This window comes from Streptomyces sp. NPDC060002 (assembly GCF_042737245.1).
GTDB lineage: Bacteria > Actinomycetota > Actinomycetes > Streptomycetales > Streptomycetaceae > Streptomyces.
This window is the reverse complement of the sequence record NZ_JBHWUW010000009.1, coordinates 121,832-136,308: the sequence shown is the minus strand read 5'-3', so window position 1 is coordinate 136,308 and position 14,477 is coordinate 121,832. Positions and strand designations below refer to the sequence as shown.

Below are 14,477 nucleotides of genomic sequence, written 5' to 3'. Positions count from 1 at the left end.
TCCTCGATACCCGTAGGACGCGCTGCCCCGGCTCACCCGTCGAGCCGGGGCAGCACGTTCTCGCAGAACAGCCGCAGTCCGCGCCACCCCTCCGCCGTCGGCATCCCGCCGGCCAGCGGATGCAGGACGAGATTGTCGAGGCCCTGCGCCACGCACTCGTCCGGTGTGAGGATCCGGTAGACCCCCTCGTCCCGGAGCTCCCGGACGCTGCCCGCCGCCGACCGCACCGCCGAGCGGATCTCGCCGGACTGCCAGGAGGCGTACGTCCGTGCCTCGTGCAGGAAGTGTTCGCCGTACTCGGCCCACGCCCGGTCCGGATCCTCGGCGATGTGCAGCAGCGGGGTCTCGGCGGCCGGCATCATCGTCCAGCCCTCGGTCCCGTGCTCGACGAGCCGTTCCTTGTAGTACGCCTCCAGCTCCGGCAGGTGCGCGCTGGGGAAGAAGGGCAGGCCGAGCCGGGCGGCCCGGCGGGCGGCTGCCTTCGAGGAGCCGCCGACCAGCAGCAGGGGGTGCGGCTCGGAGGACGGACGCGGGGTGACGCGCACCGTACGGCCCCGGTACTCGAACTCCTCGCCGGTCCAGGCCTTGAGCAGGGTGTCGAGCAGCTCGTCCTGCAGCCGCCCGCGCCGCTTCCAGTCCACGCCCGCGCGCTCGTACTCCTCGGGCCGGTAGCCGATCCCGGCGACCGTGACCAGCCGGCCGCCGCTCAGCAGGTCGAGCACCGCGATGTCCTCGGCCAGCCGCAGCGGGTCGTGCAGCGGGCCGATCACCGCCGAGACCGTGACCGCGAGCCGCCGGGTCGCGCCGAGCACGGCGCCCGCGAAGGCGAACGGCGACGGCAGCCAGTTGTTCTCGGCTCCGTGATGCTCCTCGGTCTGCACGGTCGTGACCCCGCACTCGTCGGCGTACGCGGCCATCTCCAGGGCGGCCCGGTACCGCACACCGAGCTCGGCCGGGGTCGCGCCGGGAGCGACGAGGTTGAAACGGACGACGGTGACGGGCATGGGAGGCCCCCTTCGGCGGATGTGTGGGGACCGTAGCTGACGGTGTGTCAGATGGCCATGGGTCGGGGTCGGCCGACCGTAGGCTCGGGCCATGACTCGACCCGTCGTGCCGACCGACCCGCAGGACGAGGCCGACCGGGGTCGCGTCGCCCTCTGGCTCGACCCCGCCGACCTGCGGTGGCTCGCCGAGCACTGCTGCTGCCCCGAGGACGCGTCGGAGGAGGCGGCGGACCGCTGCCTGCGCCTGCGCTTCCGGGCGCGGGCCGCGCTGCACAAGAGTGGCGCGGCCGACTAGCCGTACGGACCAGGGAACAGGGCCCCCGGGCGGGGAGGGATGGATACTGGACGGGTTATGGAAACCGTCATCCTTGCTGTAGTCATCGCCGTGGTCGTGCTCGGTGTGCTCGGCGGGCTCGTGGTCGGCAGTCGACGGAAGAAGTCGCTGCCCCCGCCGCCCCCCACCGCGCCCGACATCACCGCCCCTCCGGCCGAACCGCACGTCGGCGACGAGGCCGAGACACCGCGCGACGAACCGCGCCGCACGATAGAGGAGGTGGATCTTCCCGACGGCGGCTCGACCGGCACCGCCGTCGAGGAACCGCCCGTTCTCGAGGCTCCCGAGCTCGAGATCCCCGAGCCCACCGAGGGGCGGCTGATCCGCCTCCGCGCCCGGCTGTCCCGCTCGCAGAACGCCCTCGGCAAGGGCCTGCTCACGCTGCTCTCCCGCGAGCACCTCGACGAGGACACCTGGGAGGAGATCGAGGACACGCTGCTCACCGCCGACGTCGGCGTGCAGCCCACCCAGGAGCTGGTCGAGCGGCTGCGCGAGCGCGTCAGGGTGCTCGGCACCCGCACCCCCGAGGAGCTGCGCGCCCTGCTGCGCGAGGAGCTGCTCAAGCTGATCGGCACCGAGGTCGACCGCACCGTGAGGACCGAGCCCGAGGAGCGCAAGCCGGGCATCGTGATGGTCGTCGGGGTCAACGGCACCGGCAAGACCACCACCACCGGCAAGCTCGCCCGCGTGCTCGTGGCCGACGGGCGGACCGTCGTCCTGGGCGCCGCCGACACCTTCCGCGCCGCCGCCGCCGACCAGCTCCAGACCTGGGGCGAGCGCGTCGGCGCCCACACCGTGCGCGGCCCGGAGGCCGGCGACCCCGCCTCCGTCGCGTTCGACGCGGTGAAGGAGGGCAAGGAGATGGGGGTGGACGTCGTCCTCATCGACACCGCCGGGCGGCTGCACACCAAGACCGGCCTCATGGACGAGCTCGGCAAGGTCAAGCGGGTCGTCGAGAAGCACGCGCCGCTCGACGAGGTGCTGCTCGTCCTCGACGCCACCACCGGGCAGAACGGTCTCGTCCAGGCCCGGGTCTTCGCCGAGGTCGTGAACATCACCGGCATCGTCCTGACCAAGCTGGACGGCACGGCGAAGGGCGGCATCGTGATCGCGGTCCAGCGCGAGCTGGGCGTCCCGGTCAAGCTGATCGGACTCGGCGAGGGCGCGGACGACCTGGCGCCGTTCGTGCCGGAGGCGTTCGTGGATGCTCTTATCGGCGACTGAGCGCCATTGCATACCGTCCACGGACCGCAACCATCGATTGAGGTACCGCGACGGCGACCGGCCAGGTCCGCGAGAGCGGCGCCGGTGAAGACGTACGAAGACCGAAGCGCCCGCCCCCAGGTGCAGTGGGAGCGGGCGCTCGGCTGTCCGCGGGCCGTACGGCTCAGGCGCGCGAGCGGTGCGCCAGATAGGCCAGCGTGCCCAGCAGCAGGCGGGCCTCCGGCGGGCGGGTCGCCGAGTCCAGCGCGGGTGGGCGCAGCCAGCGCACCGGGCCGAGCCCGCCGCGGTCGGAGGGCGGGGCCGTGATGTGCGTGCCGGGGCCGAGGCCGCGCAGGTCCAGGGCGGTCGGGTCGTCCCACCCCATGCGGTAGAGCAGACCGGTCAGTTCGGCGGCGGCGCCGGGGGCGACGAAGAACTGGGTGCGGCCCTCGGGAGTGGCGGTGACCGGACCGAGGGGGAGTCCCATGCGCTCCAGCCGGACCAGGGCGCGACGGCCGGCGGCCTCGGCGACGTCGATCACGTCGAACGCGCGCCCGACGGGCAGCATGATCGCGGCGCCCGGGAACTCCGACCACGTCCGGCTCACGTCGTCGAGAGTGGCTCCGGCGGGGACCCGGGGGGCGAACGCCAGGGGATGCGCGCCGGGTTCGCGGCAGTCGGGGCGCCCGCACGAGCAGACGCCCGCCGCGGCCCGCGCGCCGGGCAGGGCGTCCCAGCCCCAGAGTCCCGTGAACTCGGCGACGGCGGTGCACTCGGACGAGCGACCGCGCCTGCGCGCGCCGGAGCGGATCTCGCGAATGCCGCCGATCGTGAAGCCCATGCCCCCTCCAACGGGTTCGACGCGCCGATGGTTACGCAGCGATCGGTAGCCGTGACTCTGTGTGCTTTCGCTTCCCGTCGACCGCTCGATCCAGGCGGCGCCTGGAAGCGCTCCGGGTGGTGTGCCGGGCCGTGTGCGCCCCTGAATGCTTCGCTCCGCCCACTCCCGGCCGTCCTATGTCAAGTGAATCGCGTACGGGCCACCGGGAGTTCATTCGAAGGGGTGGCGAATGGTGGCGTTTCCGGGATCCTCGTGGCCGGAGCCGTGATCGTAGGATTACTTTGAGTGTGCGGGTCCTGGAGGCACATGCGCTTGTGGGTATGCCGGAGGCAAGTCGGCTTTCCGTTCGAAGGGTGACAAGTACCGTACGGCGGGCCGTATTTACGGGCATTCTGATAAGGCTTGGCGCACTCAGTGACAAGTGGTCTCAGGGATGGGGGCGTTCCAGTGAGCGGCAACGGCGGAAGCGGAAGTATCGCTGCGGGTGGGGACAAGCGCCCGAACGAGCTGCTCTCTTCGTGGTTCGTGCGCAGCGGCTGGTCGAAGGGTGAACTCGCCCGTCAAGTCAACCGCCGTGCGCGCCAGTTGGGCGCCAACCACATCTCCACGGACACCTCGCGCGTGCGCCGCTGGCTGGACGGCGAGAACCCGCGCGAGCCCATCCCCAGGATCCTGTCGGAGCTGTTCTCCGAGCGGTTCGGCTGTGTCGTCTCCGTCGAGGACCTCGGGCTGCGCGCCGCGCGGCAGGCGCCCTCGGTGACCGGCGTCGACCTGCCGTGGACGGCCCCGCAGACGGTGGCCCAGCTCAGTGAGTTCTCGCGCAGCGACCTGATGCTGGCGCGACGCGGCTTCCTCGGGACCTCGCTGGCCCTGTGCGCGGGTCCGTCCCTCATCGAGCCCATGCAGCGCTGGCTCGTCCCCTCGCCGCCCGCCCCGCTCGAGGAGCCGGACTCGGTTCCGACCAGCCGGGCCCGCGGCCGGCTCTCCCGGCCCGAGCTGGACCTGCTGGAGTCCACCACCGTGATGTTCCGGCAGTGGGACGCCCAGTGCGGCGGCGGGCTGCGCCGCAAGGCGGTCGTCGGGCAGCTGCACGAGGTGACGGATCTGCTCCAGGAGCCCCAGCCCGAGTCCACCGCGCGAAGGCTCTTCAAGGTCGCCGCCGAACTGGCGGAGCTGGCGGGCTGGATGAGCTACGACGTCGGGCTCCAGCCCACCGCGCAGAAGTACTTCGTCCTCGCCCTGCACGCGGCGAAGGAGGCCGGTGACCGGCCGCTCGGCAGTTACGTGCTGTCCAGCATGAGCCGCCAGATGATCCACCTCGGCCGGCCCGAGGACGCCCTGGAACTGATCCACCTCGCGCAGTACGGCAGCCGGGACTGCGCGAGCCCGCGCACCCAGTCCATGCTGTATGCGATGGAGGCCCGCGCCTACGCCAACATGGGGCAGCCCGGCCGGTGCAAGCGGGCGGTGCGGATGGCCGAGGACACCTTCGCCGAGTCGGACGAGTGGGACGAGCCGGACCCCGACTGGATCCGCTTCTTCTCCGAGGCCGAGCTCTACGGCGAGAACAGCCACTCGTTCCGCGACCTCGCCTATGTCGCCGGCCGCAGTCCCACGTACGCCTCGCTGGCCGAGCCCCTCATGCGCAAGGCCGTGGAGCTGTTCGAGGGCGACCACGACCACCAGCGGTCGTATGTGCTGAACCTGATCGGCATGGCCACGGTGCACCTCCTCCAGCGTGAGCCCGCGCAGAGCGCCACCCTCGCCACACAGGCCATGAAGGAGGCCAAGAAGGTGCGCTCCGAGCGCGTCAACACTCGTATCCGAAAGACGGTCGACAGCGCCGTACGCGATTTCGGGGATCTCTCCGAGGTCGTGGACCTGACCGAGCGGCTCACCATCGAGCTGCCGGAGACGGCCGAAGCGGTCTGATCCGGCTGATCCACAGAGCAGGACCCTGGAACTCCGGCCGCGGCCGGCCCTCCCGAACTGCCCGACTCGGCTCCCCCAGCCAGGTCATTCGGAAGGCCGTCCGTGGCCGGTTTGCTGCGTTCTTCGAAGGTTGCGCCACGATAACGATCCACTCGACGGACATCAGGCAGTTCATCGAGGCGTAACGCGCAAGGCGCCTTCGTCACAGCGGCGAAACAACGAGGGGTGTCCACCGAAACCGCGCTGCGCGAATCTCATGGCGCATAACCGGCCCACCCCTCACGACCCGCTCTGGCTTCGCCCGCACGGGGCCGTACCTACGACGAGGAGACGCCGATGGCACAGGCCGCCATCACGCTTGCGGCGGACGCACCCACGCTGTCGTCCGCGAACACAGGCTTCATGCTCATCTGTTCCGCACTGGTACTGATCATGACCCCGGGCCTCGCCTTCTTCTACGGAGGCATGGTCCGCGTCAAGAGCACGCTCAACATGCTGATGATGAGCTTCATCAGCATCGGGATCGTCACCATCCTGTGGGTGTTGTACGGCTTCTCCCTCGCTTTCGGCACCGACTCCGGCAGCCTCATCGGCTGGAACTCCGACTGGGTGGGCCTCAGCAACATCGGCCTGACGGAGCTGTGGGACGGCTACACCATCCCGATCTTCGTGTTCATGGTCTTCCAGATGATGTTCGCGATCATCACGCCCGCCCTGATAAGCGGTGCCCTCGCCGACCGCGTCAAGTTCTCCGCGTGGGCGCTGTTCGTCGCCCTGTGGGCCACGGTCGTCTACTTCCCGGTCGCGCACTGGGTCTGGGGCGCCGGCGGCTGGGCCTTCGAGCTGGGTGTCATCGACTTCGCCGGTGGTACGGCGGTGCACATCAACGCCGGTGCCGCCGCCCTCGGCGTGATCCTCGTCATCGGCAAGCGGGTCGGGTTCAAGAAGGACCCGATGCGCCCGCACAGCCTGCCGCTGGTCATGCTCGGCGCCGGTCTGCTGTGGTTCGGCTGGTTCGGCTTCAACGCCGGCTCGTGGCTCGGCAACGACGACGGCGTCGGCGCGCTGATGTTCGTCAACACGCAGGTCGCCACCGCCGCCGCCATGCTGGCCTGGCTCGTCTACGAGAAGATCCGCCACGGCGCGTTCACCACGCTGGGCGCCGCCTCCGGCGCGGTCGCCGGTCTGGTCGCCATCACCCCCTCGGGTGGTGCGGTCACCCCGCTCGGCGCGATCGCCGTCGGCGCCATCGCGGGTCTGCTGTGCGCCATGGCCGTCGGCCTGAAGTACAAGTTCGGCTACGACGACTCGCTCGACGTCGTCGGCGTCCACCTGGTCGGCGGTGTCGTCGGCTCCCTGCTGATCGGCTTCTTCGCCAGCGGCAAGGGCCAGTCCACGGCGACCGGCGTCTTCTACGGCGACCACTCCTTCGACCAGTTGTGGAAGCAGTGCGCCGGCGTCTTCGCGGTGCTCGCCTACTCGCTGGTGGTCTCCGCGATCCTCGCCTTCCTCCTCGACAAGACCATCGGCATGCGGGTCTCCGAGGACGACGAGGTGGCCGGCATCGACCAGGCCGAGCACGCCGAGACCGCATACGACTTCAGCGGGGCCGGTGGCGGCGTCCGCACGACCGCCCTCCCCCCGACCGCGGTCACCGACGCGAGCAAGAAGGTGGACGCATGAAGCTCATCACCGCCGTCGTGAAGCCCCACCGGCTCGACGAGATCAAGGAAGCCCTGCAGGCCTTCGGCGTCCACGGCCTGACGGTCACCGAGGCCAGCGGCTACGGTCGTCAGCGGGGACACACCGAGGTCTACCGCGGCGCCGAGTACACGGTCGACCTGGTTCCCAAGATCCGCATCGAGGTGCTGGCCGAGGACGACGACGCCGAGCAGCTGATCGACGTCATCGTCAAGGCGGCCCGTACCGGCAAGATCGGTGACGGCAAGGTCTGGTCCCTTCCGGTCGAGACGGCCGTACGGGTCCGCACCGGCGAGCGCGGCCCGGACGCGCTCTGACGGCAGAACAGAACAGGAGTCGCTGGGTGACGAGTACGGACGTGCGCAAGGATGCAGAGGACTCGGGACCCAGCGGTTACGCGGCGGCCCGGCTGCGCCTCCTCACCGAGGGGGCGCGGTCCGGGCCGCCGCGCCGTTCAGCCCTCGCGGAACTGACCGACGACTGGCTGTCGGGGCTCTTCACGGCGGGCACCGAGGACCTGAAGGGCGTGTCCCTGGTCGCCGTCGGCGGCTACGGCCGGGGCGAGCTGTCCCCGCGCAGCGACCTCGACCTGCTCCTTCTGCACGACGGCGCGGATCCCAAGGCGGTCGCCGCCCTCGCCGACCGGCTCTGGTACCCCGTGTGGGACCTGGGCCTCGCTCTGGACCACTCCGTCCGCACCCCCGCGGAGGCCCGCAGGACCGCCGGGGAGGACCTCAAGGTCCAGCTCGGCCTCCTCGACGCCCGCCACCTCGTCGGCGACCCCGCACTGACCGCGGGACTGCGGACGGCCGTCCTCGCCGACTGGCGCAACCAGGCGCCCAAGCGCCTCCCCGAGCTCCAGGAACTCTGCGCCGAGCGCGCCGAACGCCAGGGCGAGCTCCAGTACCTGCTGGAGCCGGACCTGAAGGAGGCGCGGGGCGGGCTGAGGGACGCCACCGCGCTGCGGGCCGTCGCCGCCTCCTGGCTGGCCGACGCGCCCCGCGAGGGCCTCGACGACGCCCGGCGCCGGCTCCTCGACGTACGGGACGCCCTGCACCTGACCACCGGCCGCGCCACCGACCGTCTGGCCCTCCAGGAACAGGACCAGGTGGCCGCCGAGCTGGGCCTGCTGGACGCCGACACGCTGCTGCGGCAGGTGTACGAGGCGGCCCGCGTCATCTCGTACGCGAGTGATGTCACCTGGCGCGAAGTGGGGCGCGTGCTGCGGTCGCGCGCCGTCAGGCCGCGCCTGCGCGGCCTGCTGGGCGGCGGCCCCAAGCCCGCCGCCGAGCGCTCTCCGCTCGCCGAAGGAGTCGTGGAGCAGGACGGCGAGGTGGTGCTCGCCCGCGCCGCACGCCCCGAACGCGACCCCGTGCTTCCCCTGCGCGCCGCGGCCGCCGCCGCGCAGGCCGGCCTCCCGCTCTCCCTGCACGCCGTACGGCGCCTCGCCGCCACCGTGCGCCCGCTGCCCACGCCCTGGCCCGCCGAGGCCCGTGAGCAGCTCGTGACCCTGCTCGGCTCGGGCCAGCCCACCATCGAGGTCTGGGAGGCGCTGGAGGCCGAGGGCCTGATCACGCGACTGCTGCCCGACTGGGAGCGGGTGCGCTGCCGCCCGCAGCGCAACGCCGTGCACATCTGGACCGTCGACCGGCACCTCATCGAGACCGCCGTGCGCGCCTCCGAGTTCACCCGGCGGGTCAGCCGCCCCGACCTTCTCCTGGTCTCCGCCCTGCTGCACGACATCGGCAAGGGCTGGCCCGGCGACCACTCGGTCGCGGGCGAGATCATCGCCAAGGACGTCGCCGCCCGGATCGGCTTCGACCGCGCCGAAGTCGCCGTCCTCGCCACGCTCGTACGGCATCACCTGCTGCTGATCGAGACGGCCACCCGGCGCGACCTGGAGGACCCGGCCACGGTCCGCTCGGTCGCCGACGCGGTCGGCTCGCAGAGCACCCTGGAGCTGCTGCACGCGCTCACCGAGGCGGACGCGCTGGCCACCGGCCCCGCCGCCTGGTCGTCCTGGCGAGGTTCGCTCGTGGCGGACCTGGTCAAGCGGGTGGCGGCGGTGCTCGCCGGGGACGAGCCCGACGAGCCCGACGCCGCCGCGCCCACCGCCGAGCAGGAACGGCTCGCCATCGAGGCGGTCGCCACCAGCAGCCCGGTGCTGGCCCTGCGCGCCCAGACCGAGCCCCCCACGGAGGACCGGCCGGCGGACGACCCCGAGCCGCTCGGTGTGGAACTGCTCATCGCCGTACCCGACCAGGCGGGCGTGCTGCCCGCGGTGGCCGGTGTCCTCGCCATGCACCGCCTGACGGTCCGCACCGCCGAGCTGCGCGCCCTGGACCTGCCGAGCGGGGTCGAGGGCTCCGTCCTGCTGCTGAACTGGCGGGTCGCCGCCGAGTACGGCTCCCTGCCCCAGGCGGCCCGGCTGCGCGCCGACCTCGTACGCGCCCTGGACGGCTCGCTGGACATCGCCGGGCGGCTCGCCGAACGGGACGCCGCCTACCCCCGCCGGCGGGGCGTGGTCGCGCCGCCGCCGCGGGTGACGGTGGCCTCGGCGGCCTCCCGGCACGCCACGGTCATCGAGGTACGCGCGCAGGACGCGCCGGGGCTGCTGTTCCGGATCGGACGAGCCCTGGAGGACGAGGGTCTGCGGGTCCGCAGCATGCATGTCTCGACCCTCGGCGCGAACGCCGTGGACGCCTTCTACGTCACCGGAAGCGAGGGCACGCCGCTGCCCGGCGACGAGGCCGCCTCGGTGACCCGCAAGCTGGAGGAGACCCTGCGGGCGTGACCGTGTGCCGCGCGGCACGCGTCCCCGCCCGCTGAATACAGCAGGCGGGGACGAATGTCTTGCGCGGCCGGATACCCTGGAAGACGCTCAGACTGCCCCCGACTCCGAGGACCGACGCCGCCGTGTTCGATACTCTTTCCGATCGCCTTTCAGCGACCTTCAAGAACTTGCGCGGCAAGGGGCGCCTGAGCGAAGCGGACATCGACGCCACGGCGCGCGAGATCCGCATCGCACTCCTCGAAGCCGACGTGGCTCTGCCGGTCGTCCGCACGTTCATCAAGAACGTCAAGGAGCGCGCCCTCGGCGCCGATGTCTCCCGGGCGCTGAACCCCGCCCAGCAGGTCCTGAAGATCGTCAACGACGAACTCGTCACGATCCTCGGCGGCGAGACCCGGCGACTGCGGTTCGCCAAGCAGCCGCCGACCGTGATCATGCTGGCCGGTCTCCAGGGCGCCGGTAAGACCACCCTCGCCGGCAAGCTCGGCCACTGGCTCAAGGAGCAGGGCCACTCGCCGCTGCTCGTCGCCGCCGACCTCCAGCGCCCCAACGCCGTCAACCAGCTCAGCGTCGTCGCCGAGCGCGCCGGCGTGGCCGTGTACGCCCCGCAGCCCGGTAACGGGGTGGGCGACCCGGTCCAGGTCGCCAGGGACTCCATCGAGTTCGCCAAGGTCAAGGTCCACGACATCGTGATCGTGGACACCGCCGGCCGCCTCGGTATCGACGCCGAGCTGATGCGACAGGCCGCGGACATCCGCGACGCCGTCTCGCCCGACGAGATCCTCTTCGTCGTCGACGCGATGATCGGTCAGGACGCCGTCAACACCGCCGAGGCCTTCCGCGACGGCGTGGGCTTCGACGGTGTCGTGCTCTCGAAGCTCGACGGCGACGCCCGCGGTGGTGCGGCCCTGTCGATCGCCTCGGTGACCGGCAAGCCGATCATGTTCGCGTCGAACGGCGAGAAGCTGGACGAGTTCGACGCCTTCCACCCTGACCGGATGGCCTCCCGCATCCTCGACATGGGTGACCTGCTCACCCTGATCGAGCAGGCGGAGAAGACGTTCAGTCAGGAAGAGGCCGAGAAGATGGCCTCCAAGCTGGCGTCCAAGAAGGGCCAGGACTTCACCCTGGACGACTTCCTGGCCCAGATGGAGCAGGTCAGGAAGATGGGCAGCATCAGCAAGCTGCTCGGCATGCTGCCCGGCATGGGTCAGATCAAGGACCAGATCGCCAACCTCGACGAGCGTGACGTCGACCGCACGGCCGCGATCATCAAGTCGATGACCCCGGCCGAACGCCACGAGCCGACGATCATCAACGGCTCGCGTCGCGCCCGTATCGCCAAGGGTTCCGGTGTCGAGGTCAGCGCGGTGAAGGGCCTGGTCGAGCGGTTCTTCGAGGCCCGCAAGATGATGTCCCGGATGGCTCAGGGCGGCGGCATGCCCGGGATGCCGGGAATGCCGGGCATGGGTGGCGGCGCCGGCCGGCAGAAGAAGCAGCCGAAGCAGGCCAAGGGCAAGCAGCGCTCCGGCAACCCGATGAAGCGCAAGCAGCAGGAGCTGGAGGAGGCCCAGCGCCGCGAGGCCCAGGCCCAGGGCGGCAACGCGCTCGGGCTGCCGCAGCAAGGCGCCCAGGACTTCGAGCTGCCGGACGAGTTCAAGAAGTTCATGGGCTGACGGCTGGACGGCCTGTCGCACGCGGCCCGGCGCCGGGCCGAGCCCGTTCGTACGCCATGTGGGGTGCTCTTCCGTTCGCGGAGGGGCGCCCCACACGGCGTATCGCCAACTGCCCGGTCGCTCTCCGGGGCCGGGCGGGCCTCGTTCTGGAGGTGTCGACGGAGGTCGGATTCCTCGGGCGGCGGCCGGAGGCGTCAGAGCGGTGATCGCCTGCGGGGGTTACCCCACCGCGCACGCTCGTATCAGCTGTACCACCGACACGCGTGCTTCAGGGAGTTCGCGCGATCAGGTACCGGAACACGTTCGGCATCCATACCGTCCCGTCCGGACGCCGGTAGGGGTGCAGCGCCTCGGTCAGTTCCTTGTCGACCTGCGCCTGGTCCGTCGCCGCGACCGCCGCGTCGAACATCCCGGTGGACAGCAGGCCCTTGAGGGCGCTCTCCACGTCGGCGTACCCGAAGGGGCAGGCCACCCGCCCCGATCCGTCCGGCTTGAGACCGGCCCGCCCGGCGACCTCCTCCAGGTCGTCGCGCAGCGCCGGGCGCAGCCGGACGGCGCCGCCGCGCAGCGGATCGGCCAGCTTGACCGCGACCCGCAACACCGCGGACGTCGCGCAGCGTTCCGGCGGGCCCCAGCCGACGAGCACCACGGGCGCCCCGCGCGCGGCGAGCGGCGTCGTGCCCGCGAGCAGAGCGCCGAGCCCGTCAGCGTCGCCCGCGAGACACCCGATCGGCTCGAACGCGGTCACCAGGTCGTACGCGCGGGTGCCCGGGCCGGCCAGGTCTTTCGGCAGCCGGTCGGTGAGACGGATGACGCCGCTGTCCCCCCGCGGGGTCGCGGCCCCTTTCCCGGGCTCCTTCGGCAGCAGGCGTTCGCGCGCGAGGGTCAGCCGTTCGGGGGAGGAGGGTTCGACACCGGTGAGGGCCGCCGCGCCTCTGGAGGCCGCCATCAGCAGGGCGAGCCCGGAGCCGCAGCCGAGGGCGAGGAGCCGGGTGCCGGGCCCTACGTCGAGTCGCTCGTAGACGGCCTCGTAGAGCGGGACCAGCATCCGCTCCTGGATCTCCGACCAGTCACGCGCGCGTGCACCCGGGTCCGCGCGGGGCGTCGGCCCCGCGAGTGGCAGGTGCTGCCGCACGAGCGTAGGTGTCATGGATAAGCGCCCCAATCCGCCGAGAGTTGCCGGAGTTTTTGATCAGGTGGCCCCCGTGCAGTGCGCTCGCACTTCCCCCGTATGCCAGGTAACTCCCCGTACGCGACCGCGTCCAGAGGTCTCGGCCACCCCTTTGCGCGCCCGCTGTGCCTGTGGCGAGAATTCACATACCGGCAACCTGGGGCCGTACCATCGCGCCATGGCAAAGGCTCCCGTTCTCACCCCGCGGGCGGACGACTTCCCCCGCTGGTACCAGGATCTGATCAACAAGGCGGAACTGGCCGAGAACGGGCCGGTGCGCGGCACCATGGTGATCCGACCGTACGGTTACGGACTGTGGGAGCGGATGCAGGCGGAGATGGACGCCCGCATCAAGGAGACGGGCACGGAGAACGCGTACTTCCCGCTGTTGATCCCGCAGTCCTACCTCACGCGCGAGGCGGACCATGTCGAGGGTTTCGCACCCGAGTTGGCCGTGGTGACGCACGGGGGCGGCAAGGAGCTGGAGGAGCCGGCGGTCGTCCGGCCCACCTCCGAGACCATCGTCAACGAGTACTTCTCCAAGTGGGTGCAGAGCTACCGCGACCTGCCCCTGCTGATCAACCAGTGGGCCAACGTGGTCCGTTGGGAGCTGCGGCCCCGTCTCTTCCTGCGGACGTCCGAGTTCCTCTGGCAGGAGGGGCACACCGCGCACGCCACGTACGAGGAGGCCCGCGACTTCGCCGCGCGCATCCAGCGCGAGGTCTACGGCGACTTCCTGGAGAACGTCCTCGCGATCGACTTCGTCTCCGGCCGCAAGACGGTCAAGGAGCGCTTCGCGGGCGCCGTCAACACCCTCACCCTCGAGAGCATGATGGGCGACGGCAAGGCCCTTCAGATGGTCACCAGTCATGAGCTGGGCCAGAACTTCGCCAAGGCCTTCAACACCCGCTACCTGTCGAAGGAGGGCACCCAGGAGCTGGTCTGGCAGACCTCCTGGGGTTCGACGACCCGCATGATCGGCGCCCTGGTGATGACCCACGGCGACGACGACGGGCTGCGGGTGCCGCCGCGGCTGGCGCAGGTCCAGGTCGTCGTCCTCGCGATCAAGGGCGACGAGGCGGTTCTGGCCAAGGTCCGCGAGCTGGGCGACCGGCTGAAGGCGGCCGGACTCCGCGTCCGGGTCGACGACCGCACCGACCTCCCCTTCGGGCGGCGCGCGGTCGACTGGGAGCTCAAGGGCGTGCCCGTCCGCGTCGAGATCGGACCCCGTGACCTGGAGAACGGCACCGCGATGCTGGCCCGCCGTATCCCGGGAGGCAAGGAGCCGGTGGCGATCGACGCGCTCGTGGGCCTGCTGCCCGCCGTCCTCGAGGAGGACCAGGCGCTGCTCCTGAAGCAGTCCCGTGAGCGCCGTGAGTCCCGCACCACGGACGTCTCGACGATCCAGGAGGCGGCCGAGGCGGCCGCCGCCGACGGCTGGGCGCGCATCCCCTGGGCGACGCTCGGCGAAGAAGGCGAGGCCAGGCTGGCCGAGCAGTCGCTGACCGTACGGTGTCTGATCGCGGAGGACGGGTCGGTGCCGGACGACGGGGACGCCCCCGGTAACGTCGCGATCGTCGCGCGCGCTTACTGAGACAGCGCCCTCCGCTCACGAGAGCGACCGAAACGCCTCTTGCGCCCCTGCGGAAAATCCCTACCCCGGCGCGCGGACCTCGTCTACGCGCCGGGTCGTACGTGGGCCTACGCACCAGCTTGGTAGGAGCTGTGAGGCTTCTCCGCAGATCAGCGCACCCGCCCTCGTCAGGACGCATCAGCGGCAACTGACGGGTACGTGCAAATTATTTGGGATGGCCCGGAATAGGA

At 71.3% G+C, this 14,477-nt stretch carries 11 protein-coding genes; 8 read left to right on the top strand and 3 right to left on the bottom strand.

Features of this window, described 5'->3' with window-relative positions; translation table 11 throughout:
- Window positions 1-32: 32 nt before the first annotated feature.
- Window positions 33-1,004 (bottom strand): LLM class flavin-dependent oxidoreductase, encoded by a 972-nt coding sequence (locus ACFWBD_RS11675; RefSeq protein ID WP_385665895.1) that lies wholly within the window; start codon window positions 1,002-1,004, stop codon window positions 33-35.
- 91 nt (window positions 1,005-1,095) lie between these two features.
- Here ACFWBD_RS11675 and ACFWBD_RS11670 point away from each other — a divergent pair, with 91 nt between their 5' ends.
- Together ACFWBD_RS11670 and ftsY are read left to right on the top strand one after the other, a co-directional pair.
- Window positions 1,096-1,299, top strand: a complete 204-nt coding sequence (locus ACFWBD_RS11670; protein ID WP_385665893.1) for a hypothetical protein — start codon at window positions 1,096-1,098, stop codon at window positions 1,297-1,299.
- A 57-nt stretch (window positions 1,300-1,356) separates the two neighbouring features.
- Entirely contained in the window at window positions 1,357-2,562 is a 1,206-nt protein-coding gene (gene ftsY / locus ACFWBD_RS11665; RefSeq protein ID WP_385665891.1) for a signal recognition particle-docking protein FtsY, read from the top strand.
- A 163-nt stretch (window positions 2,563-2,725) separates the two neighbouring features.
- Here ftsY and ACFWBD_RS11660 read toward each other — a convergent pair whose 3' ends face one another.
- A complete protein-coding gene (locus tag ACFWBD_RS11660) occupies window positions 2,726-3,382 on the bottom strand; it encodes a bifunctional DNA primase/polymerase (protein ID WP_385665890.1) in 657 nt (218 codons plus the stop codon).
- Between the two features lie 447 nt (window positions 3,383-3,829).
- On the opposite strand from ACFWBD_RS11660, the gene ACFWBD_RS11655 reads away from it, so the two are divergent.
- The 5 genes from ACFWBD_RS11655 to ffh all read left to right on the top strand — a co-directional run bounded on the left by ACFWBD_RS11655 (window position 3,830) and on the right by ffh (window position 11,482).
- Window positions 3,830-5,314: a hypothetical protein gene (locus ACFWBD_RS11655; protein WP_385665888.1), complete on the top strand. Its 1,485-nt coding sequence runs from the start codon at window positions 3,830-3,832 to the stop codon at window positions 5,312-5,314.
- 336 nt (window positions 5,315-5,650) lie between these two features.
- Window positions 5,651-6,997, top strand: coding sequence for an ammonium transporter (locus tag ACFWBD_RS11650; RefSeq protein ID WP_385665887.1), 1,347 nt, complete (start codon window positions 5,651-5,653; stop codon window positions 6,995-6,997).
- A complete protein-coding gene (locus tag ACFWBD_RS11645; protein WP_003997576.1) occupies window positions 6,994-7,332 on the top strand; it encodes a P-II family nitrogen regulator in 339 nt (112 codons plus the stop codon). Before ACFWBD_RS11650 ends, ACFWBD_RS11645 begins: the two co-directional genes overlap by 4 nt.
- Before the next feature lie 26 nt (window positions 7,333-7,358).
- Window positions 7,359-9,809, top strand: a complete 2,451-nt coding sequence (locus ACFWBD_RS11640) for a [protein-PII] uridylyltransferase (protein WP_385665885.1) — start codon at window positions 7,359-7,361, stop codon at window positions 9,807-9,809.
- Window positions 9,810-9,931: 122 nt separating this feature from the next.
- Window positions 9,932-11,482 (top strand): signal recognition particle protein, encoded by a 1,551-nt coding sequence (gene ffh / locus ACFWBD_RS11635; RefSeq protein WP_385665883.1) that lies wholly within the window; start codon window positions 9,932-9,934, stop codon window positions 11,480-11,482.
- 268 nt (window positions 11,483-11,750) lie between these two features.
- On the opposite strand, the gene ACFWBD_RS11630 is transcribed toward ffh, so the two are convergent.
- Window positions 11,751-12,632 (bottom strand): SAM-dependent methyltransferase, encoded by an 882-nt coding sequence (locus ACFWBD_RS11630; protein ID WP_385665882.1) that lies wholly within the window; start codon window positions 12,630-12,632, stop codon window positions 11,751-11,753.
- Window positions 12,633-12,831: 199 nt separating this feature from the next.
- Here ACFWBD_RS11630 and proS point away from each other — a divergent pair, with 199 nt between their 5' ends.
- Window positions 12,832-14,247 carry a proline--tRNA ligase gene (gene proS / locus ACFWBD_RS11625; protein WP_385665880.1) on the top strand — a complete coding sequence of 472 codons (1,416 nt, stop codon included), beginning with the start codon at window positions 12,832-12,834 and terminating at the stop codon, window positions 14,245-14,247.
- Window positions 14,248-14,477 lie beyond the last annotated feature (230 nt).

Excerpts from the sequence above, each read along its gene's own strand:
- proS (WP_385665880.1), top strand. The coding sequence starts at position 12,832 with ATGGCAAAGGCTCCCGTTCTCACCCCGCGGGCGGACGACTTCCCCCGC.
- ACFWBD_RS11645 (WP_003997576.1), top strand. The coding sequence starts at position 6,994 with ATGAAGCTCATCACCGCCGTCGTGAAGCCCCACCGGCTCGACGAGATC.
- ACFWBD_RS11630 (WP_385665882.1), bottom strand. The coding sequence starts at position 12,632 with ATGACACCTACGCTCGTGCGGCAGCACCTGCCACTCGCGGGGCCGACG.
- ACFWBD_RS11650 (WP_385665887.1), top strand. The coding sequence starts at position 5,651 with ATGGCACAGGCCGCCATCACGCTTGCGGCGGACGCACCCACGCTGTCG.
- ftsY (WP_385665891.1), top strand. The coding sequence starts at position 1,357 with ATGGAAACCGTCATCCTTGCTGTAGTCATCGCCGTGGTCGTGCTCGGT.
- ACFWBD_RS11660 (WP_385665890.1), bottom strand. The coding sequence starts at position 3,382 with ATGGGCTTCACGATCGGCGGCATTCGCGAGATCCGCTCCGGCGCGCGC.
- ACFWBD_RS11670 (WP_385665893.1), top strand. The coding sequence starts at position 1,096 with ATGACTCGACCCGTCGTGCCGACCGACCCGCAGGACGAGGCCGACCGG.
- ACFWBD_RS11675 (WP_385665895.1), bottom strand. The coding sequence starts at position 1,004 with ATGCCCGTCACCGTCGTCCGTTTCAACCTCGTCGCTCCCGGCGCGACC.